The organism is Gemmatimonadaceae bacterium, assembly GCA_035633115.1.
Lineage (GTDB): Bacteria > Gemmatimonadota > Gemmatimonadetes > Gemmatimonadales > Gemmatimonadaceae > UBA4720.
Window position 1 is genome coordinate 121562 of the sequence record DASQFN010000103.1, and the last position, 21461, is coordinate 143022.

At 61.7% G+C, this 21461-nt stretch carries 14 protein-coding genes and 2 tRNA genes; 8 read left to right on the forward strand and 8 right to left on the reverse strand.

What is annotated here, in order from left to right; translation table 11 throughout:
• Positions 1-22: 22 nt before the first annotated feature.
• Complete coding sequence (locus VES88_13595) at positions 23-2848, reverse strand: TonB-dependent receptor (GenBank protein HYN82531.1); 2826 nt, start codon at positions 2846-2848, stop codon at positions 23-25.
• Between the two features lie 249 nt (positions 2849-3097).
• On the opposite strand from VES88_13595, the gene VES88_13600 reads away from it, so the two are divergent.
• The gene (locus VES88_13600) at positions 3098-4396 is read left to right on the forward strand and encodes a hypothetical protein (GenBank protein HYN82532.1); all 1299 of its coding nucleotides are present in this window, start codon (positions 3098-3100) and stop codon (positions 4394-4396) included.
• A 79-nt stretch (positions 4397-4475) separates the two neighbouring features.
• Here VES88_13600 and nagB read toward each other — a convergent pair whose 3' ends face one another.
• Both nagB and VES88_13610 read right to left on the reverse strand, forming a co-directional pair.
• On the reverse strand, positions 4476-6401 hold the full coding sequence (gene nagB / locus VES88_13605; protein HYN82533.1) for a glucosamine-6-phosphate deaminase: 1926 nt from the start codon (positions 6399-6401) through the stop codon (positions 4476-4478).
• Positions 6398-7699: a serine hydrolase gene (locus VES88_13610; GenBank protein ID HYN82534.1), complete on the reverse strand. Its 1302-nt coding sequence runs from the start codon at positions 7697-7699 to the stop codon at positions 6398-6400. Before VES88_13610 ends, nagB begins: the two co-directional genes overlap by 4 nt.
• Before the next feature lie 530 nt (positions 7700-8229).
• Here VES88_13610 and VES88_13615 point away from each other — a divergent pair.
• Positions 8230-10227 carry an Ig-like domain-containing protein gene (locus tag VES88_13615; protein HYN82535.1) on the forward strand — a complete coding sequence of 666 codons (1998 nt, stop codon included), beginning with the start codon at positions 8230-8232 and terminating at the stop codon, positions 10225-10227.
• A 1-nt stretch (position 10228) separates the two neighbouring features.
• Here VES88_13615 and VES88_13620 read toward each other — a convergent pair whose 3' ends face one another.
• From VES88_13620 to VES88_13630, 3 genes are all read right to left on the reverse strand, one after another.
• Positions 10229-11773, reverse strand: coding sequence for a leishmanolysin-related zinc metalloendopeptidase (locus tag VES88_13620; protein ID HYN82536.1), 1545 nt, complete (start codon positions 11771-11773; stop codon positions 10229-10231).
• A gap of 109 nt (positions 11774-11882) precedes the next feature.
• Positions 11883-14561 carry an FtsX-like permease family protein gene (locus VES88_13625; GenBank protein ID HYN82537.1) on the reverse strand — a complete coding sequence of 893 codons (2679 nt, stop codon included), beginning with the start codon at positions 14559-14561 and terminating at the stop codon, positions 11883-11885.
• Entirely contained in the window at positions 14558-15274 is a 717-nt protein-coding gene (locus VES88_13630) for an ABC transporter ATP-binding protein (GenBank protein ID HYN82538.1), read from the reverse strand. Before VES88_13630 ends, VES88_13625 begins: the two co-directional genes overlap by 4 nt.
• Between VES88_13630 and VES88_13635 the strand changes: the two genes are divergently transcribed.
• From VES88_13635 to VES88_13650, 4 genes are all read left to right on the forward strand, one after another.
• Entirely contained in the window at positions 15273-16022 is a 750-nt protein-coding gene (locus VES88_13635; protein HYN82539.1) for an arylesterase, read from the forward strand. The genes VES88_13630 and VES88_13635 overlap by 2 nt on opposite strands.
• 96 nt (positions 16023-16118) lie before the next feature.
• Positions 16119-16682: an elongation factor P gene (gene efp / locus VES88_13640; protein HYN82540.1), complete on the forward strand. Its 564-nt coding sequence runs from the start codon at positions 16119-16121 to the stop codon at positions 16680-16682.
• 70 nt (positions 16683-16752) lie between these two features.
• Positions 16753-16826: transfer RNA gene (locus VES88_13645), tRNA-His, on the forward strand.
• Positions 16827-16870: 44 nt separating this feature from the next.
• A tRNA-Trp gene (locus VES88_13650) sits at positions 16871-16943 on the forward strand.
• Between the two features lie 153 nt (positions 16944-17096).
• Here the strand turns inward: VES88_13650 and VES88_13655 are convergent.
• Positions 17097-17477: a hypothetical protein gene (locus tag VES88_13655; protein ID HYN82541.1), complete on the reverse strand. Its 381-nt coding sequence runs from the start codon at positions 17475-17477 to the stop codon at positions 17097-17099.
• A gap of 52 nt (positions 17478-17529) precedes the next feature.
• Between VES88_13655 and VES88_13660 the strand changes: the two genes are divergently transcribed.
• Both VES88_13660 and VES88_13665 read left to right on the forward strand, forming a co-directional pair.
• Positions 17530-19140 (forward strand): sodium:solute symporter, encoded by a 1611-nt coding sequence (locus VES88_13660; GenBank protein HYN82542.1) that lies wholly within the window; start codon positions 17530-17532, stop codon positions 19138-19140.
• Between the two features lie 122 nt (positions 19141-19262).
• Positions 19263-20291 carry a Gfo/Idh/MocA family oxidoreductase gene (locus VES88_13665; GenBank protein HYN82543.1) on the forward strand — a complete coding sequence of 343 codons (1029 nt, stop codon included), beginning with the start codon at positions 19263-19265 and terminating at the stop codon, positions 20289-20291.
• Positions 20292-20344: 53 nt separating this feature from the next.
• Here VES88_13665 and ugpC read toward each other — a convergent pair whose 3' ends face one another.
• Positions 20345-21460: a sn-glycerol-3-phosphate ABC transporter ATP-binding protein UgpC gene (ugpC, locus tag VES88_13670; protein ID HYN82544.1), complete on the reverse strand. Its 1116-nt coding sequence runs from the start codon at positions 21458-21460 to the stop codon at positions 20345-20347.
• Between the last annotated feature and the right edge of the window lies 1 nt (position 21461).

The window sequence follows — 21461 nt, forward strand, 5'->3', positions numbered from 1 at the left end:
CCGTTGCGGCAGGCTCCTGCCGCTAGAACGTTACTTGAACCCGGGTCATGATGAGCCGCCCTATGAAGTTACCCTGAGTGAACTCGCGGTGCTTCTTGTTCAGGAGATTCGTGCCGTTGAGAGACCACACCACTCCGTTGACGAAGGACGGGCGAACCGACAGGTTCGCGTCCAGAAGGGTGTAGGGCTCGACCGGCCCGCCAACGAACGCGAGAGTGTTGAACCCATCCACGTGACGCTCGCGCACCTGCGCGCTCAAGCCCTTCACTTCGTCGCGAAAGTTTATCGCGAACGAGTGCTTGTTCGCCGGAGCATTGAGCGAGACGTCCTCTCTGGTCCCCAGATACGTCTTGGAGAACAGCTTTTTGTTCACCCAGGAGTAGGTTCCCTGTAGCGAGAACCCTCCGTCGAGCAGAAGCTCGCCGCCGAAATCGCTTCCGAGAAGGTTGATGCTCTTCTGGTAGCTGCGATAGGCGAGGACGACGTCGTTTCTGGCATTTGGAGTATCGAAGTTCACAACGCCGATGGGGCAGGCTGCTGGTGTAGCCAAGGCGCACGGGACCGTTGACGCCGGGTTGCTGCCGGGCAACCCGGTCGAGAGGTTCGCCGCTGTCCCACCGGCAAGCTGAGCCGCGAGGCTCGCGGGCAAACCCGTACCTTGAAGAGCGGCCTGGAAGAATGGGGTGAGCGACGCGCTCAAGTAGCCATTGAGAGCTGTTGGGTTCATGAATACAACCGGTGATTCAATCTGCAGCGGACCGACGAAATTCTGCCGGTTCTCGTGCCACAGATCCAGTGAGATTTGCAGCCGGTTCGCGAGGATTCCCTTGTACCCCGCCTCGATCGTGTTGTGAATCGTCGGCATCGGGCGATCGATGTCCAGAAGCTGATCAGGCGACACCGGGAAAGCCGTTGAGCCGGGCCCAACCGAGGGAATTATCAGCGTCGTACCGACTTGCGCCGCAGTTGGACGGAGCGTGCCGAGGTAACTGCCCACTCCTGCCGCCAGAGCGGCTGCTGTTGGACCAGGAATACCGAACCCGGCGTAGGCCGCGGTGAGTCCGGCAACCAGGGTGCCCGCCCGCGCTGCGGCCACTGAGGTGACGAACGGATTCGCCGCCACAAAATCAGCGGTCGCACTCCCGCCAAACGAGTTGAATGTCTTCATGCAGAGTCCGCCGAGTCCGGCCGGGCAATCGCGTCGGAACTGAAAACCCGTGTTCGGCGTGCCTACTGCACGAACGTTGAGAAGAGCATTACTAAGCCCGATGCGATCGAGAAAGAGGTTGTTCGTGCTGGGAGTCGAGAAGGCGCGATTGTAGATCAGCCTCAAGTTCTGGTTCTCAACCGGCTTGAACACCAGGGCGAGGCGCGGGGAGAAAACAGGATCATCGAGGCGGCTGTGCTTGTCGACGCGGGCCGCGGCGGTGACCTCAAACATCCGCGAGAGCTGCGTAACTGAATGGAGGTAACCTCCTACTTCCTTGATCTCGTCGTCGTCCTCGTTGTTGCCGTTGATCGTGCCTTCGGTCTTCGGCATCGTGTGGATGTAGTCGAAGCCATAGAGAAGCCGCTCGCGCGTCCCGAAGTTCAGCCCGTGCTGGGCCTGCGCAACGAACTGTTTTGACCTGTCGATGATGCACGCGTCATCACTGACGTCCGGGCAATTCGTCTGCGGCTGCACTTTCTGGAGCAGATAGGTTTCTCCCGCGTCGCTCGTATTGAGGAACACCTGTGCGAACAACTGCTTGAACCGGCCGCGCAGCTGATAGGTTTGATAGACCCAGTCCTTCACCTGTGCGGGGCCGAGTCCCGTCGGCTCGACGACGCTCCCGGCCTGGCTGCGGCCGTAATTGGCAATTATTTCGCTGCTGGGCGTGGGCCGGAAATCCGCGCGTATTTCGCCGCCCTGGCGGTTGATGTCACGGTCCCGTGGCTTTCGCTCACCGATCGTGTCGGCAGCTAAAAAAGGCCACTCTTTTCCGCGAAACGCCTCGTACGCCACCTTGAATCCGAATTTCGGAGTAGGCGCCCACGCTGTGCGGATCGATCCGCGGAGCACGCTCTGATTGCCTCCATCGACGGTGACCGTCGTGCCCTGTGTCGAGAACGGCGACTTGGTGAAGATGGCCATCACGCCGCTGGTGGTATTCGGGCCGTACAACGCCGCGCCGGGACCAAGGACGACCTCGATTCGGTCGATGTCCTCCATGTTCGTCGGATTCAAATAGGGAATGTTGACGCGAAGAGACGGCACGAATGCGAACCGGTTGTCCGTCATCGTCATCATCGCGCCGGAAAAGATGTTGTTGAAGCCGCGGGCGACGATGTTCGAGCGCAAGAGACCGCCGCGAGCGACGTCAACTCCGGGCAGTGCCGCCACGTGATCCGCGACGGTAATGGCCGGGCGCTCGTTGATCTCCGCCGAATTGACGACCGATACAGACGCCGGCGCGTCGATGACTTTTTCGGGGGCGCGGGAGACGCCAGTGATAATTGTCTCGAGCTGCGTCGGAAGCTCGGCCATCGCAATGTCGACCGTTGCGGAAGCGCCCGCCCCGACAGTGATCCCTTCCCTCCGCGTCGGAGTGTAGCCGACGCGCCTTGCCTCGACCGTATAGGTTCCGGGCGCAACGTCGGAGATCCGGTAATTGCCATTCTCGTCGGTTGCGGCGCCTCCCGCGTTTCGAATCCCGGCCAGCACGCGCACTCCGGCGCTGGCGATGCCTGCGCCCGTGCCTGCGTCAGTGACCCTTCCAGTAATCGTCCCGTTTTGCGCCGCCGCCGGCAATGCAAATAACGTCACGGCAATACCAGTCAGAAGCCTGCGTACGTTGAGTGCGAACATCAGCGGCGCCCTCGTGTTTGGGAAGAAAAATGCAGGCGATGCGGCGGCCCAATGATCACCGTCCCGCTGCCTCGCGTGCGCCATACCTAAGGACGTACGCTTCTCGCGTCAAGACTAGACCGTGTTGCGAGATACGCGTATCCGCCAAAGTACGTAGAACTCGTACATTCGTGACGTAGCTCCCCCCGCCGAAAAGACTTGCCGCGACCGGTAACGCGCGCGATTGTTGAAGATCGGAGGAGTCGACAGATGGCCACGACGATCGGAATTCCCCCAGCGACCGGACCAGAGCATCCGCGGGCAGAATCCGTCGGCCCGGTCGCCTCGACCGTGATTCCGCAGCCGCCGAAGGGCGAGCGGTTGATATCCCTCGACGTGTTTCGCGGGCTCACAATCGCCGGCATGCTGCTTGTGAACAATCCCGGCACCTGGGGCGCGATCTATCCGCCGCTCGAGCACGCCGCATGGCACGGCTGGACGCCCACCGACGTCATCTTCCCGTTCTTTCTCTTCATCGTCGGGATTACGACTCACATCTCGATCGCCTCGCGCCGGGCGAAGGGCGACGACGACGCCGCGATCGTAAAACAGATTCTCCGGCGCGGCGGACTGATCTTCCTGCTGGGGTTCCTGATGTCGCTCTTCCCGTTCTACCAGTGGGGGACCATCGAAGGCATGGCCAATCCGTCGATACTCGACCGCATCGTCCATCGCTGGGAGCACGTGAGGATACTGGGAGTTCTCCAGCGGATCGGCCTTGTCTACATCGCGGCCGGCCTCCTTTCACTGAAGACTACGCTCAAGCAGCAGATTGTGATCGTCGCGGCGCTACTATATGGATACTGGTTCGCGATGACGCTCATCCCGGTCACCGGGACCCTTAATGGAGTCCCGGGGCGTTACATCGGCGCCCTGTTGCTCGGGAATCCAAGCGAGACTCTGGCCGCCCATCTCGACCGGGCGATCCTCGGACTCAGCCACATCTGGTCGGGCAGCGTGACGTACGACCCCGAAGGGCCGTTCTCCACGATCCCCGCCATTGCAACGGCGATGCTCGGCATCTTTGCCGGCAGATGGATTGCCGACCGCCGGCCTCTCATCGAGCGGATCGCGGGCCTGTTCGCGATAGGGAGCATTGGAATGGTCGTCGGACTTATGTATAACTGGTCCTTCCCGATCAACAAGAATCTGTGGACCAGCTCCTACGTCATCTTTACGGCGGGAATGGCCTGCGTGACTTTGGCAACGACCATGTGGCTCATCGAATGGCGGAACATCCGCTGGTGGACGAAGCCGTTCGTGATCTACGGAATGAACCCGATCGTGGCGTTCGTGGGCTCGGGCGTCCTCGCGCGCTGCATCTACACGCTGTGGAAGGTCCAATACAACGGAAAGCCGACGCCGGTCGAGAGCGTCATCTACAAATCGGTCTTCGAGCCGTGGCTCGAGCCCCGCAACGCCTCGCTCGCCATGGCGCTGGCGACCGTGCTGTTCTGGTTCGCGATCCTCGCGTGGATGTACCGAAAGAGGATCTTTCTCAAAGTCTAGACGCCTATCCCTTTGCGGTTGACTCTAGTGGTCGGATGGATCTGTCCAACAACGAGTGCAGAGCCCAGGCGCGCAGACGCTATCGAGCGTGTGCGCGCGGCGAATCCTGATCACTCGGCGCTCCCAGCGCACTCGTGGGAACTCGCTCTGCCTCCATCGGCGCGCCGTCCCGCCGGACCACGTAGGCCTCCATAGCGAAGTACTCCGGCAATCCCAGCCCGTCGACGACTGCCGCAGTGCGCTTGTTCCGCTCCTCAACGCGCTGCCAGAACTCGCGCTCGTCCTGGCCGGGAAAGGGAGCCCGATCCTTCTGACTCTGGTGCTTGAAGATCGCCCGGATCTTCCATCGAAGCTCGTCCTCGGACAACGGCACCAGCACATCGGCTTCACCGACATCCCACTCCTGCCACGCGCCGCGATAGTACCACACTTCAGGCGGCTCACCCGAATACTGGTCGAGCGCATGCTGCACGGTCTCGAGACACATCCGGTGAGTACCGTGCGGATCTGAAAGGTCGCCGGCCACGAATATCATTGACGGGCGATGCTGCTCGAGCAGCTCGAGCGTGATCTGTACATCTTCCGGGCCGATCGGATCCTTCCGCGTTTTGCCGGTCTGATAGAACGGCAGATTGAGAAAGCGTGCCTGCTCGCGGCTCATCCCGAACGTCTCGATTCCCGACACTGCCTCGGCCTCGCGAATGCCACGCTTGATCGCCAGCACCTCCGGAATGTCCACCTGGCCCGGCTCCTTCTGCGCCAGAAATCGCTCCACTTTCTCGAGCACGGGTGCGAGCCCGGTCTCGCGCGCTGTGAAGTCGCGATTCACGCGCCTGAGAAAATCCACGTAGCGCCGCACCTCGTGATCGAACACGGCGATGTTGCCGGATGTCTGATACGCGACCACGATGCGATTTGCGTTCTGGTGCAGCTTGTGGAGAATCCCGCCCATCGAGATCACGTCGTCATCCGGATGCGGTGAGAAGACGACAATGTTCTGCCTCGTTGGAAGCTTGCTCTTTCCGCGCACTTTGGAGATCAGCGCGTTGAACACCTCGCCGTTGAGCGGGCCTGCTGTCTGGTAACGGGCGAGAAGCGAGCTCAAATGGTGCTCACGGTAATCGAGACTGTCGAGCTTCAGGATCGACTTGCCGGTGACTTCGCTCAGCCAGATTACGGCGGCCACTTCGAGCGCCGGCGTCCATTCCACCTCGCCCGTGATCCACGGCATGCGAACGCGCGTGAGGTCGGCGGCCGCAGCGGGGTCCACATAGAACACCGCGTTGGGATGAAGCTGCAGGTAGGTGGCCGCTACATCGGGATCAGGCTCGCCCTCGACCGCACGCTTGATGATGACCGATTTGTGCTCGCCAGTTGCGATTAGCGCTATCTCCCGCGCCTCCATGATCGTCGCCACGCCCATGGTGACCGCTTCGGTCGGCACGTTGTCCTCGCCGAAGAAATCGGCAGCCGCGTCGCGACGCGTCACGGTGTCGAGAGCGATCAGCCGCGTTCGCGAGTCAATGCCCGAGCCCGGCTCGTTGAAGCCGATATGCCCCGTCTTGCCGATGCCGAGGATCTGAATGTCTATCCCGCCGGAATCCCGAATTGCCTGCTCGTAGGCGGCGGTTTCCGCCGCCACCTGATCCCGCGGAACGTCGCCGCGCGGCACGTGCACATTCTCCGGCCGCACGTTGATCTCGTCGAAGAGATTCTCCCACATGTAGCGATTGTAGCTGTGGATGCTCTCCGGCCGCATCGGGAAATACTCATCGAGATTGAAGGTGACGACGTCGGAAAAATCGACTCCCTCCTCCCGATGCAGGCGCGCCAGCTCGCGGTAGATCCCGATCGGAGTGCTTCCCGTGGCGAGTCCGAGCACCGCATGCGCTCCTGCCTTTCGCCGCTCGGCGATCACGTCGGCGATTCGTCTGGCTATCCGGCGCGAGACTTCGTCATACTCGGCAATGACTACGGGGATTCGCTCACGAACTTGCGGGCTCATTTGCGTGCCCCCGCGGTATCCCAGTCGACGAGCGGCGCATTCGTGATTGATTGCTGGACAGCATCGGCGACAGCGCGCCGCAGCGCAAAGACTCGCGTGTTCTCGCGTGTCGGGTTTACCCGGTTCGTCAGCAGAATCACGAAGAGGTCACGGGTCGGATCAATCCACATGGACGTGCCCGTGAACCCGGTGTGGCCGAAGCTACGCGGCGAAAAGAAACGGCCGGCACTCGATACCGTCGACGGAGTGTCCCAGCCGAGCGCTCTGCTCGACCCGCGAATCTGTGGCGCGGTCCACCTCGCGACCGTGGTCGGACTCACGATTCTCACGCCGTTGTATTGGCCTCCATTCAACAGCATCTGTGCGAAGATGGCAACGTCGCCGACGGTTGAGAAGAGTCCCGCGTGACCGGCAACCCCGCCCATGGCATCGGCGTTCTCGTCGTGAACGCGTCCCCACACCAGCCCGCCGCGAGTAGTGTCGATCTCCGTGGGAGCAATTAGCGCCTTCAGGCTCGAATCCGGGTTGAATCTCGTGCTGGTCATGCCAAGAGGACGAAACACCTTCTCATCGGCGAGCCGGTCGAGAGGGACACCCGTAATGGTCTCGAGCACGAGCTGAGTGAGGATCATTTCCCAGTCACTATATATGGTAGTGGTGCCGGGGACCGCCTTCAGCGGCCTCTGGTTTATCTGCTGCAGATACTGGTCGCGCCCGCGGAACGTCCTGAACAGGGGAGCGAACGCCTCGAGGCCTCCACGATGTGTCATAGCCATTCTCATCGTGATCGGCGCCTTGTCGGGGGCATTGAACCCGGGCAGGTAGCTGGCAATGGTTCGGTCGAGATCGAGCACGCCCTGCTCTTCGAGGATCATGGCCGTCGTGGTCGTGGCTATGACTTTGGTCAGTGACGCCATGTCGAATATCGTGTTGACATCGACTGGTGCTGACGCGACGGCGGTATCGAGGCGCCCATACGCCTTGAGATGCACGAGCCGCCCGTAGCGTCCCACCGCGAGTGTCGCGCCGGGAGCGGCGCCCTCAGCCAGCGCGCTCGCAATGATCGAATCGAGTGTCGCGTTCAGATTGCCGCTCATTCCAGCCGCTGCCGGAGGTGCGGAGACGAGAGTATTCACTGGTGCGATGCGGGTAATAGTCGACCCTTCGGTGGCGGCGACGGTGGCGCAGCCAGCGGCTGCCACGAACAGGATGAGCGAGACAACTGGTCTCATCGACGCGTCGAGCCATCGGCGGGATGAATCGTTTCCGCCGGCCCCCTCACCACTGTAGGCGCGCACGCGCCGATCGCACTCGAGCGAAAGATGAGCTTACGGCTATGCATTATCGTGCGCGGCAAACGGGAGCAGTTCCTTCCGCGGCTTGTCGCGGGGCAGCTGGTTGAAGCGGCCAACGTACGCCCTTGTGAAAAGCGTGTCAACGCAACGTTGGACGAAACCAAAGACGCGATGAAGCGACAGGCGCGACGAAACATCGGGCACGACGAAAATACTCTTGCGGCTTGTTTGATCCAGGCCGTACAATTGCCCGTCGCTAAAACCGCTCGGCCGTGTGTGGCAACGCGATGTGCTGGCCCCTCAACGCAGCGGAGATCACGAACAATCCACTTGTACCCAAGCCATATCCCCCACCGCCCGGGCCGTAGCGCTGAGTCGGAAAAGCGGCACAGCGAGTCATTCTCCCTGGCCTCTTTTTCAGGCTTACTCGAAATGCGCGGAACAAGTCGTGCGTGACCTTTTCCACGCCATGGCGTGTATACAACTGTTCGGCGCGGTAGCCGCAGTCCCATTTGTGAGGAGTTGGCTCGTTGATGCGAAAGTTCATTCTGGCGGGCGCGCTCCTTTTTGCGGCCGCATGCAGCAAGGACGGCGGTGGCGGGCCCCTTGTCGTCACTACGGTCAGCGTGTCGGCCACTCCGACGCAGATCATCGTCGGAGGCACCGCGCAGGCGGCGGCCATCGTCAAGGATCAGAACGGCAATCCCCTGTCCGGGAAAACCGTCAACTGGGTCAGCCTCACGCCAGCCGTCGCATCAGTCAATGCGACGACCGGCGTCATCACCGGCGTGTCGGCCGGAACCGCGACGATTCAGGGCTCGGCCGATGGCGTCTCGGGCTCGGCCACTGTCATCGTCATCGCTGCAGTCAGCGCGTGCAACACCGGCATCACAATAGTCGATCTACCCGTTGGCGGTGTTCGTGTGCTCACCGCGAGCGAAACCCAGGGCTGCATCAAGATTCCGGCGGCAAGCGGCGGGCCGGCCGATTATCTGGTCATTCCCGGCAACATCAGCGCGACACCTGACATTCTGGGAGCCTACGTGCTCAAGTCCGACGAGGGCGAGAATGTCCCGTCGTCGACGATTGCTCCGAGCCACACGATTTTCTCCGCCGACAATGTCGCTCCGCGCATCCCAGCGGCGGATCTTGGCGCCGCCCAGATCGCATTCGAGACGCGCCTGCGATTGATGGAGCGCCGCGAGCTGAGGATTCCCGACGCTCAGCGGGCATACCGCGAGCGCCTTCGGGCTGGAGCACAGGGGCGCTTGTCTGTCTCCAGCGCAATCCCGGCGGTAGGCGAGAAACTCAATTTCAAGATTCCCGGCAGAACGAACGCGTGCACGAATTTCACGACGATCACCGCCGAAGTTAAGTACGTCAACGACAAGGCGATCATCTACACTGATATCACCGCGCCAGCGAACGGTTTCACGGCCGCCGACTATCAGCAGATCGGCGACGAGTTCTCCAACCTCATTTACCCCACGGACGTCGCGTTCTTTGGAACGCCACTCGACGATGACGCCAACGGACGCGTAATCATCCTTTACACCTCCGAGGTCAACAAGCTGACGGAGGCGAACTCGAACAGTTTCGTTGGCGGGTTCTTCTTCGCCGGCGACCTGTTTCCCTCGACCGGTGCTGGCTCCTGCGCCCAGAGCAACGAGGCCGAGCTTTTCTACATGCTTGCGCCGGATCCCGATGGCACGATCAACAACAACAAGCGATCACTGGCGCTCGTCAGGCAGAACACCAGAGGCACGATCGCCCACGAGTTCGAGCACATGATCAACGCATCCGAGCGCATCCGGAGCCCGATTCTGCAGCCGCTCGAGGTCACATGGCTCGATGAGGCGCTGGCGCATTTTGCCGAAGACGCGGTTGGGCGCGTGGTGCGGGGTATTGGCGAGGCCGAGGACGCTTCTTTCTCCCGCGCTCACGGTGGGAGCACGGATGATTTCAACGCGTTCTTCTTCCAGAATCTCGCGCGCTTCCGAGCGTATCTCAATAATCCCGGTCCGTTCGGTCCGACCAGCTCGGCTGCTGACACATCCCTGGCGGTTCGCGGGGCCGCGTGGGCTTTGCTTCGATATGCCGCCGACCAGTATTCGGGCGGCGACGTTAAAGCCTTCACGAAAAGACTCGCTGGAGGTCCCGACGTAGGAGTGGCCAACCTTGTGAAGAACGCCGGAGCATCCTTCGATGCGATCGCCACGGGATGGATGATCGCGAACTACGCCGATAACCTCGGCATCCCTGGCCTGTCCGTGCTCAATACCTATCGCGTTTACGACATGCGAAGCATGATGAGCAGCATCAGCGCGGGTATCTATCCACTCAAGGTGACGACTGTCACTGGGAGCGGCGTCGTGCTGACCGGACTGGAGGCACGCTCGGGCTCAGGGAATTACTTCTTCGCGGAGCGGAACGCCGGCTCGCCGGCGAGGACGTGGCGATTCCTCAACGCGGACGGTGCGACAGCAGCAAGCTTTACCGGCGCTGCCTGGATCATTCTGCGGACGCGTTAGCTCAGCGCGTTCCGACGTAACCTTGTAGCCCGGCCGGCCCGATCTCGAAGAGGGGCCGGCCGATTATTTCCCAGGGACCATTGTCGGCGGGACTGGCGCTTCTCGACTGATTGCCCGGCGCGCTCAGAGCGGCTGAGAAGGGAACCAGGTACTGGTCTCCCGCGGAGGGATTTATCGAGTAGCCCGCGTCCGCCAGAGATTGAACCGTGATGGCGCTGAACGGCATGGGTATTCCCTCAGCTTCGACGAAGCCTGTCATCACCTCGCTCTCGAAGATCGATTCCCGCCAGTGTGAATCGGCCGTGCCGGCCGTGAACGGAAGTCCTTCCACCGCGACGCCGCCGCCGCACGCTCCAGTACCGCCCGCCACGCCGCACGCGGAAATCGCGAGCGGCCCCGTGTAGCGTGGATTGTCGGTTCCGCCGCCAGAAAGAAGAACTCCTCCAGGCCTTCGGCTGTCCGCCCATATGGTGCCGAATCCAACGACATGCAGCATCTCGTGAAGAACGATGTTCGACAAGCGGCCGGTTGAGATCAAACCGTTGACGTCCTCGACGTCGAACTTCATGACCCCGATGGTCGCCAGCCTTGACTGATTGCGGATCACGCAGACTCTCGCTGACGCGAGGACTTTCCCGCTACCGTCGATCGGAGCGACGCTCGCGTAAATGAGAACGTCGTCCACGACCTCGTTCACGATAACGCCGGAAACGCCGCAGGGGCCGATGTCGATGCCGGCCCCACTGCGAAGCAGCGGGATATCCACGTCCGGGATGTCGCCGACGATCGTCGCCCTGATTCGCGCACCGGCTTCGATGAACGCCGAGGCTGCCTCATCCGAGGGCGTCGGTCCGAAAAACCTGACATCCACATTGAAATTGGTCGAGACACTCGACGTCAGAGTCGTGAACAGACCCCCTGCGCTGACAATTGCCGTCTGCGGGACCGCTGTCTTTCCCAAGCGCCAGACGGCTGCGCCCGCCATTCCCGCAGCGTCCGTCACGACGCTGCCCGGTGAGATCGTACCGCCTCCGCCCGTGACAACGAAGGAGACGATAGTCGATGGCACGCCGTTGCCGAACTGATCGTGCACCTGAAAAGAAAGCGGCGCGGGAAGCTCAGCTCCCGCGAAACCGCTCTGCCTGTCGCCACTGACAGCAACCAGTGAAGCAGCCGGACCGGCTACACTGTTGATCGTGATCACGAGCGGCGGGAGATCAGCAACCGTCACTGTGAGAGTATTGGTGCCGGCGACCTTTCCAAGTGTCCACGTGCCGACCGGGGTCGGTACGCCCGCAACCGTTGACGTCGGAGCGTTGACAAGCGTTCCGCCGCCGCCTGTCACAGCGATTGTGATGGGCACGCCTCCGAGGATAGTTCCGTTCGCGTCCTTGACGGAGAACGAAGGCGCCGTCGGAAGTGGCAGTCCCGCAGTTCCGGACAACGCGCCGACAGACGGCGCAATCGAAGCCGGCGGTGGCGGTGCAGTGCTGTCGCTGCATGCGGCGACCAGAACCGCGAGCAGGATTGCTGCGGGAATCCTCATAGCAGCGAATATAGTTAGCGCGAGAGTCCGTCGGTCCAACAAGCTCAGGCCGCGCGTTCCAGCTCGCCTGGTTCAGCTAGCTCGGGCTGAGGGCACCGCGAATAGCAATTTATACGTCACGTAAAGCAGTCATTGGCGTTTCACGGAAAACATCCCGCCCGGCGAGAAGGCCAATCGTAATCGTCAGCGCGAGCATCGCCGCCGCTATTGCGAGTGCAGAGCCGATTGCCGGTGAAAACGGTGTATCGAACACGTAATTCGTCAGTGCCCAGGCGCCGGCGATTGCCAGTAGCATTCCCGTCAGACTTCCAAGCAGCCCAAGAAGAGAGTACTCGGCCAGAAGTATTCGCGCGATCTGCCCACGCGTTGCGCCCAGCGTCTTGAGAAGCACGCCCTCGCGAATGCGGTCGCGTCGCGTGGCCGCGACGGCCGCGAAGAGAACTGGAATTCCCATCGCCAGGCTGAACAGGGCCATGAAACGAATCGCGGTTGTGACCTTCGATGCAATCTTCTCGACCGACTCCTTGATCAGCGACAGATCGAGACTCGAAACGTTCGGAAATCGCGACACTACGTCGCGCTGCAGCCCAGCCACCGCATCAGGCCCGCTGACAGTGGAGAGAAGGACGTACTGCTTGGGTGCCGACTGAAGTGTCGGCGGCGAGAACACCGCGAAGAAGTTTGGCTGAAACCGCTGCCACGTAACTTCCCGCAGGCTCGTGACACGAGCCGGGACCTGAACTCCCTGCACATCCCATGTGACGACGTCACCGATCCTGAGGCTCAGCTCTTCCGCAACATCCTGCGCCATTGAAACCTCTCCGGTGTCGCGACGCCCGCGAAGCGCCTCGGCGCCGAACCACTTACCAGCGACGAGCTTCTCCGACGACGAAACCTTGTCGCGATAGGTCGAGCGATACTCGCGACGGAGCGCCCAGGAAGGGCGTCCCGCCCGATTCTGCCCTGATCTGCGCTCCGCGCCGCCGGAAGCCGATCGACCCTGCCGCTGTGAAGTTTTCCCGCCAACCGCCGTTTGTGGGCGAAGCGTATCGGCCGAGATATCCTCGACGGTTCGATCGTTGATCTTCGCGATTCTCATCGTGACCACGGGTGCGACGTCCACTACTCGATACCCCGCAGCCCGGATTATCGAATCGATTGGTGCGCGCTGATCCTCCTGAACGTCGAAGAACACGAGATTAGCGCTCGACGCATCCATGCTGATCTTGAATTGGCCGAGCAGATTGCTCTGTACCAGATACAGCGTCGTGATCAGGAACGCGCCAAAGCCGAGCGAAAGCACTACGGACTGCGTCTGATTCGCGGGCCGGTAGAGATTCGCCACGCCCTGTCGCACGACATACGGCCAACCGGTTCGGAGCGTTCTGCGCGCAACCCACGAGAGCAGCCAGGCGCTGGCGACGAGCACCGCAATCGCCCCGCCGGTTGCGGCGCTGATCCATAGTCCCTGCTCGAGATTAGTGGCGCGCAACAATGCGATCGCAACGATGCTTGCAACGAGCGCCGCATTCACGACAACGCGCGGCCAGTCGTTCCAGTGCATGCGGAGGACTTCCGCGTCAGCGTCGCGCCGCAGTGTCTGCAGTGGCGAGACGTTTCTCAGCGCCAGGAGCGGCCGAAGGGCGAAAATCAGCGCGATCCACCCTCCAATCAGAACGCCGGTGATTATTGCCTGAGGCTCCAGGGTGACGTCGACATCGACCGGTAGAAAGTCCTTCACCAGGAGTGGCAATCCAAACTGGATCGCGACGCCGAGAGCCGCGCCCGCCAGCGCGCCAAGAATGCCCATTGCCGCCGCCTGAATCACGTACATCGCGAGAACCTGCTGGCTCGACGCGCCGAGGCAGCGCAGAATGGCGACTGTATCGATCTTTCGTGCGACATAAGCACGAACCCCGCTGGCAACCCCGACTCCGCCGAGGAGCAGTGCGACGAGTCCAACGATCCCTATGAACTGGCTGAGCTGGTTGATCGAGCGCGACGATCTGTCTTCAGTCTCCGTTACTGTGGAAACGTTGATTCGGGATTTGCGCAACTGGGGGCGGAAGGGCTTTACTACTTTGACGGGATCGCGGCTGGGGTCGAGCCGCCCGAGCACGGTGTATTCGGCGGTGCTTCCAAAGACGAGAAGCTGCGTCTGGGCGAGGTACTGCTCCGGAATGAAAACTCGCGGCCCGATGATCTCGGCGACGCCGGGCGTTCCGGGCACCAGCTTCAACGTGCCGATGATTCGAAAGCGGGCATACCCCAGGCTCAGCGTATCGCCGACGCGCGCCCCGAGCGTAACGAGCAGCGACGGATCGACGAGCGCGTTTGCGCCTTTCTGCAGCGCCGCCCATTGGCCGGCCGGCGTCGTCGTGATCTGCCCGTACAACGGGTAGTTCTCGCTCACTCCGCGAACCTGCGACAGCCTTGTGCGTCCGGTACGGGAAAGCAAAGCCATCGACGGAAATGTCACGACGCGCGCGTAGGTCGCCCCCGATGCGCGAGCAATTGAATCGAGAATTGCGCCCTGAGCGGGAGTGAACACCTTGCGTGAGCGAAACGAAATGTCTCCGCCGAGGAGGGCGCGGGACTGATCGCGCACCGACCGGTCTACGTTTCCCGCGAAGGAATCGATTGCCACCAAGGCTGCCGCGCCGAGCGAGATGGCAGACATGTAGAGCAGGAGGCGCCGCCGCGCGCTCCGGCTCTCGCGCCACGTGAGGCTTATCAACTGGCGGAGTGAAGCCTTGCCGCGAGCCGATCCGATCGAAGGCGTAGTCACTGAGCAGCCACTGCGGCGTCAGCTACGACACCCGCGTCGATGGAGAGGGTGCCGTCGCTCACGACTCTGCCGTCGCTCAGCCGTATCGTGCGCCCCGCCCGCGCCGCGAGCGAGGCGTCGTGGGTCACCAGAACAATCGTCGAGCCAGAATCCCGGTTGAGCGACGCAAGCAGATCGAACACTCGCGCACCGCTGGCAGCGTCCAGATTTCCAGTCGGCTCGTCGGCAAAGAGTATTCGCGGCGAATTCGCGAAAGCGCGTGCAAGAGCAACGCGCTGCTGCTCGCCTCCCGAGAGCTGCATGGGGAAATGGTGCCCGCGCTGCTCGAGGCCAACCCGCTCGAGAAGCTCCCGTGCGCGCTCCGACGCACCGTCGTTACCCTGGAGCTCGAGTGGAACCTGAATGTTCTCCCGTGCCGTCAGCGTCGGAATGAGCTGGAACGTCTGAAAGACGAAGCCGACTTTTTCGCCCCGGAGCCGGGCCCGCTCGTTTTCGGACATGGTCGTCAGGTCGTGACCGTCGAGGATCACCGTGCCCCGAGTCGGAGTATCAAGACCTGCGAGGAGCCCGAGCAGAGTTGTCTTGCCGCTGCCCGAGGGCCCGACGATTGCCACGAAATCGCCCTGGGGTATGGTGAATGACACATCCTTCAGAACGGCAAGGTTCTGATCACCGCTCCTGTATTCCCGCGTAACTTCCTTTGCAATGAGCATGAAGATTTCTTGGATTGTATTGCTGGGCGCCCTGGTTGCGTGCCAGCCGGAGCGAAATATGGATGGTGCGACAGCGGCCAAGCGGGCTTCCGCGGATGCCGTACCGGCAGCGGATTCTCCCAGTGCATCGAACGGCGAAAGCACCGCGAAGGATTCGGCTCGAGCGAAAGTTAGCGTGCTGTTCTTCGGAACGAGTCTGACTGCGGGATACGGCCTCGACCCGTCGCAGGCGTTTCCGGTGATGGTCGCGGCCAAGGCGGCGGCGGAAGGAGTGCCGATCACCGCGATCAATGCTGGTCTTTCAGGTGAGACGTCGGCCGGCGCGCTGCGCCGCATCGACTGGGTGCTCAAGAATCCGGTGGACGTCGTCGTTGTGGAAACAGGAGGAAACGATGCGCTGCGCGCGCTCGACGCAAGCGCGCTCAAATCGAATCTCACGGCAATCGTCGGCCGGATACGAAAGGCTCAGCCAGGAGCAAAGATTCTGCTCGCCGTCATGGAGGCGCCGCCGAATTTTGGCGCGCGGTACACGGCGGGCTTCCGGGAAGCGTACGCGACTGTCGCCAGGAACGAGAGTGTGACACTGGTGCCGTTTCTGCTCGACCGCGTTGCCGGACATCCTGCGCTGAATCAGGAGGACGGCATCCATCCGAACCTCGCGGGCGAGCGGATTGTTGCCGACAACGTGTGGCGTGCCTTGAAGCCTGTCGTCGCAGAGATCTACGCATCGTGGCGAGATCGCGGATAGGCATTTCTGGTCCAAATCATCGTGCGTTTGTTGCCTCAAACTGCGATTTCCCGCTAAATTTAAAGGCTATCCCCGAAACTGTTTCCGGACCGACTTATGGCTTTCCCCGCGACACAAATCAGACGCGGAATGGTCCTCGTTTTCGAGGGGGATCCCTGCCGCGTGCTCGAATTTCGTCACCACACGCCCGGAAATCTCCGGGCCATGGTGCAGGCCAAGCTGAGAAATCTTCGCAGCGGCTCCAGCTTCGAGCATCGCTTTCGCGCGGCGGATACCGTCGAAAAAGCGTCGATGGAAACGCACGACCTCGAGTTCATGTACCAGGGTGGTGACACTTACCACTTTATGAACACCGAGAACTACGATCAGATCGAGATGGATTCGGAAACACTCGGCGACTACGCGCAGTGGATGCAGCCGGGTATGAAGATCCAGGCCGAGTACTACAATGGCCGCCCGATTGGGATCGATCTTCCGAACTCGATGGTATTCGAGGTGGTGGATACTTCGGTCGTGATGAAGACGGCCACGAAGACGGCCTCGACGAAGCCCGCGAAGCTCGAGAACGGAGTCACGATCAACGTTCCCGAGTTCGTCCGCACCGGTGAGAAGGTCCGTGTGAATCCGAACACCGGCGAATATCTCGACAGGGCAAAGTAGCGCGATTAAGATGCAGGACGCAGGTGCACGACGCAGGCGCACGACGCGGTTGCACGACGCAGGTGACATGGTGGCTGTAGCTCAATCGGTTAGAGCACCGGACTGTGGCTCCGGGGGTTGCGGGTTCAATTCCCGTCAGCCACCCTCCCGCGACGCACTCGGAGTAAGCGAGATCGAAAGCGGATTGTAGGTCCGTAGCTCAATTGGTAGAGCACCGGTCTCCAAAACCGGCGGTTGCAGGTTCGATTCCTGCCGGGCCTGTGAAGCTCGATACAAGGCAAAGAATCACTGCCGGAACGCGCGGTGAACTACAGAAATACGGCGGTGAACTACCGCATTGCCCGGGATTGCTCGGGCGCCCGATCCCGCGGACTCACCGTCGGCCCGACACCCCCCTTCAGAGGCCTCGGATCTTCAAAACGACGGTGCCGGGCGGTTCACCGATGTAACAGTGCAATACGCGCGACCCGTGGCCGGCCGGCGCGGATGTATGTCCACGATTTCTTCAACGACGGCTCGCTTGAACAGATCGTGACGTTTTTCAGGAATGGTGTCAGCTATCCGCTTGCGGGGCGCGACGAGCTCGTGAGAGTCACGCCGGTCCGGGGGCGCTACGACGCAAGCTATGGCCTCTTGCTTCGCGGCGACGGAGGCGGTCGTTTTCTGTCCGTCGAAATGGGGAAAAGCGGAGTCGCGATCGAAGGAAAGGTTCGCCGGCTGACGTCCCTGCGGCGTGCAGGGGGCGACCGCGTGATCGTTGCTGCGCGGAACAACGACAAGCTTCAGCTGCTTCATCCTCTGCGCTCGAGCGGGGCAGGGAGCAAACAACTTCTCACCAACAAACGCCATGACGAATCTGCACATCGTGGACCTGCTGGTGATCGCGGCCTACTTCCTCGTGCTGGCAGGGATCGCGTTATGGGCCGCCCGGCGCAAGAAGAATGTCAGCTCCGATTACTTTCTCGCGGGCCGCGATGTGGGCTGGCTCGCGGTTGGCGCCAGCCTCTTCGCATCGAACATCGGAAGCGAGCATCTCGTGGGACTGGCCGGCACCGGAGCCGCAAGCGGGCTCGCAGTAGGCCACTTCGAGCTGCTCGCGAGCTTCATCCTGCTGCTTCTTGGTTGGCTGTTCGTTCCGTTCTACCTGCGGAGCGGCGTGTACACGATGCCCGAGTTCCTGGAGCTCCGATACAACTCCGCTTCGCGCGCGTACTTCACGTGGGTGTCAATAGTGGGATACGTGCTCACGAAGATCAGTGTGACCCTGTTCGCGGGTGGCATCGTGATGCGGGCGGTCACCGGACTCGATTTCTGGACGAGCGCGGCAATTCTGGTCGTCATTACGGGTCTGTACGTCATTTTCGGCGGGCTACGCGCCGTGATCTATACAGAGGTGATGCAGACACTCGTACTGATCGTCGGTGCGGTGGTGCTTACCTTCGTCGGCCTCGGGGCCGTGGGAGGTTGGTCGGGGCTCGAAGCTCGCGTGCCGCCGGACTTCTTCTCCATGTGGAAGCCCTCTGACCATCCTGCCTTCCCCTGGACCGGAGTGTTGTTCGGAGCACCGATCCTCGGCATCTGGTACTGGTGTACGGACCAGGTCATCGTGCAGCGTGTACTCGCGGCGCGCAACATAAGAGAGGCCCGTCGCGGGACGATCTTTGCCGGATTTCTGAAGATCCTTCCTGTGTTCATCTTCGTTCTCCCTGGCATGATCGCCGCGGCCCTGTACGAGGATGTCCGGACAGGTTCGGCCGATTCCGCCTTTCCCGTGCTCGTGTCGCGGTTGCTCCCTATCGGGCTGAAAGGTCTGGTCCTCGCAGGAATGCTTGCTGCGCTCATGAGCTCGCTCGCCTCCGCATTCAACTCCGCCTCGACCCTGCTGACATGGGACGTCTACCGCAAGTGGAGGCCGGACGCGAGCGAAGCGCGATTGGTGGCCGTCGGACGCGTGGCTACCGTGATCCTGGTTGTTCTCGGCCTCGCCTGGATCCCTTTCATGAAATACATCTCGCCACAGCTCTACATCTACCTTCAGAGCGTCCAGGCGTACATCGCGCCGCCGATTGCGGCATGCTTCCTTCTTGGGATCATGAGTCCGCGACTGAACGGCCGCGGCGCGCTCGCGGCTTTGTGGACGGGCTTCGTGATTGGCTTCGCCCGTCTCGTTCTCGAGCTCTCCAAGTCCAAGCTGCCGCCCGATACGCTGTGGTCATGGATTGCGGGGATCAACTTCCTTCATTTCGCCGCACTGCTGTTCGCACTCTGCAGCGCGATCCTGATAGTAGTCAGCTTCCTCACTCCGCCGCCCGCGCCAGACCGCGTTGCTGACCTCACGCTCCAGACGGCGACAAAGGAGGTCGATACCGCGGACACTCCGGCCGAGCGGCGGTTGACGATCGCGCTGTCGCTGCTGCTTGCGGCGACGATCGGCGTAATCTGGATCATCTTCCGATAAAGGACCCGATACCGCTGAAACCGCATGACAGTTCGGCACAGCTTGGATACTTTCCAGCCGGCAACGAAACGGTACTGACAATTCCCGAAACAGCGGATCCGACCAGCGAGTTTCGAGTTGGACTGATCGGTTATGGACTCGCCGGCGCGGTGTTTCATGCTCCGCTGATCGAGGCGACACCGGGGCTCAGTCTCGCGGCGATCGTAACGAGTAACGAGGAACGCCGGGACGACGCGCGACGAGCGCATCCGCGCGCAACGATCTTCCACGACACGACACAGCTATGGGCTCACGCGCAGGAGCTCGATCTTGTCGTCGTCGCCTCTCCGAATAGAACACACGTCCCGCTTGCTTTGACCGCGCTCGCCGCGGGCCTCCATGTCGTCGTCGACAAGCCGCTGGCGCCGACTGCGGCAGAGGGTCGTCGCCTGATCGACGAAGCGCGCAAGCGAGGGCGCATGCTAACGGTATTTCAGAATCGACGATGGGACGGCGATTTTCTCACCGTCCAGCGTCTGTTGAGCGAGGGAGCGCTCGGCGCCCCTCTGCGTTTCGAGTCACGCTTCGACCGATGGCGGCCGGTTCCAAAAGGTGGATGGCGCGAGGAGGGCGCTCCGGAAGAGGCGGGCGGGCTGCTGTACGATCTCGGGAGTCATCTCATCGATCAAGCATTGGTTCTGTTCGGTCCTGCGAGTCACGTTTACGCTGAGCTCGACCGCCGCCGCCCCTCGGTTGAGGTTGACGACGACGCTTTCGTCGCGCTTACCCACGCGTCGGGTGTGCGCTCTCACCTTTTCATGAGTGTAGTGGCTGCGCAACCCGGTCCGCGGTTTCGCGTTCTCGGGAGCGAAGCTGCGTACGTGAAGCATGGACTCGACGTACAGGAAGCCGCCCTTCGGAGCAATCCTCGCGTCGATTCCACGGGTTTTGGAGAGGATCCGCGTGACGCGTGGGGACTTCTGGGACAAGGTGATGAAACGCGCCCGGTCACGACTGAGGTTGGAGGCTACCAGCGTTTCTACGAAGGAGTTGTCGTTGCACTCCGAGGTGGCGCTCCGCCACCCGTCGATCCCGCCGATGCTGTGGCTGCGCTCGAGATCATCGAAGCCGCGCGACGCTCCTCCGAGGAGAGAAGTCTGATCCGGCTGTGATCGTAAGACGGCTCCAATTGTGCCAGATTTGCACAAATTGTGTTACACCACTGTTACCGGGTCGCCTCTGGTTCGGCTGGAGCCCCAAGCGCCCGGCCGTCGGCGGCGAACAAGTGCACACGACCCGGCGGCACATGGACGGTGATCAGCTCGCCCACATCCGGCAGCAAATCGTTCGACACGGATGCCAGCAACCGGTGAGGACCGACGTCGAAATGGACGTGGCTCGTTCCTCCCAGGCGCTCGACCAGCACCACGCGTCCCGGCACCGGGTTCTCGACTGACTGAGCCTCGCTGGAATCCGCCTCGAGGTGTTCTGGCCTGATCCCCAGCGTGACCGAGTCGGATGCACTTTCCTCCTTCAGAACATCGGGGCTCAGCTTCACTCGAATTCCCTCAGCGACAAAGACCGGCGCGCCGTCGTCGTGCTCGAGGCGGCCGTCAATGAAATTCATCGGTGGCGTTCCGATGAACCCAGCGACGAATCGGTTGATGGGGGCACGATAGAGCTCGATTGGGGTGCCGACCTGCTGCATGCGTCCATTCGCCAGAACGACGATCCGGTCGCCCAGCGTCATCGCTTCGACCTGATCGTGTGTCACGTACACCGTCGTCGTCTTCAGCCGGCGCTGAAGACCACCGATTTCGATCCGCATCTGGGCGCGAAGCCCGGCGTCGAGATTGGACAAAGGCTCGTCGAACAGAAACACGAGTGGCTCGCGCACCATCGCCCGCCCCATTGCGACGCGCTGCTGCTGTCCCCCGGAGAGCTGCTTCGGCTTGCGATCCAGCAACGGCTCGAGCCTCAACATTCCTGCCGCCCAGGTCACTCGGCGGTCTATCTCAGGCGTGGCGATTTTCCTCAGACGCAGGCCAAGCGAGAGATTCTCGCGCACATTCATGTGCGGGTAGAGGCCGTAGTCCTGGAACACCATCGCAACGTCCCGGTCCCTGGGGGGCAAGGCTGTCACATCGCGCTGGTCGATGCGAATCGTGCCAGTCGTGACTTCCTCGAGACCGGCGAGCATCCGAAGGATCGTTGTCTTACCTGAGCCTGACCCGCCGACGAGAACGAGCAGCTCGCCGTCGGCAACGTGAAGGTCAAAATCTTCCACGACGGTCAAGTCGCCGAACCGCTTCGTGATGTGCTCGAAGTAAACTGGGGGCATA

Excerpts from the sequence above, each read along its gene's own strand:
- VES88_13595 (HYN82531.1), bottom strand. The coding sequence starts at position 2,848 with ATGTTCGCACTCAACGTACGCAGGCTTCTGACTGGTATTGCCGTGACG.
- VES88_13600 (HYN82532.1), top strand. The coding sequence starts at position 3,098 with ATGGCCACGACGATCGGAATTCCCCCAGCGACCGGACCAGAGCATCCG.
- nagB (HYN82533.1), bottom strand. The coding sequence starts at position 6,401 with ATGAGCCCGCAAGTTCGTGAGCGAATCCCCGTAGTCATTGCCGAGTAT.
- VES88_13615 (HYN82535.1), top strand. The coding sequence starts at position 8,230 with ATGCGAAAGTTCATTCTGGCGGGCGCGCTCCTTTTTGCGGCCGCATGC.
- VES88_13620 (HYN82536.1), bottom strand. The coding sequence starts at position 11,773 with ATGAGGATTCCCGCAGCAATCCTGCTCGCGGTTCTGGTCGCCGCATGC.
- VES88_13635 (HYN82539.1), top strand. The coding sequence starts at position 15,273 with ATGAAGATTTCTTGGATTGTATTGCTGGGCGCCCTGGTTGCGTGCCAG.
- VES88_13630 (HYN82538.1), bottom strand. The coding sequence starts at position 15,274 with ATGCTCATTGCAAAGGAAGTTACGCGGGAATACAGGAGCGGTGATCAG.
- efp (HYN82540.1), top strand. The coding sequence starts at position 16,119 with ATGGCTTTCCCCGCGACACAAATCAGACGCGGAATGGTCCTCGTTTTC.
- VES88_13655 (HYN82541.1), bottom strand. The coding sequence starts at position 17,477 with ATGAAGCAGCTGAAGCTTGTCGTTGTTCCGCGCAGCAACGATCACGCG.
- VES88_13660 (HYN82542.1), top strand. The coding sequence starts at position 17,530 with ATGACGAATCTGCACATCGTGGACCTGCTGGTGATCGCGGCCTACTTC.
- ugpC (HYN82544.1), bottom strand. The coding sequence starts at position 21,460 with ATGCCCCCAGTTTACTTCGAGCACATCACGAAGCGGTTCGGCGACTTG.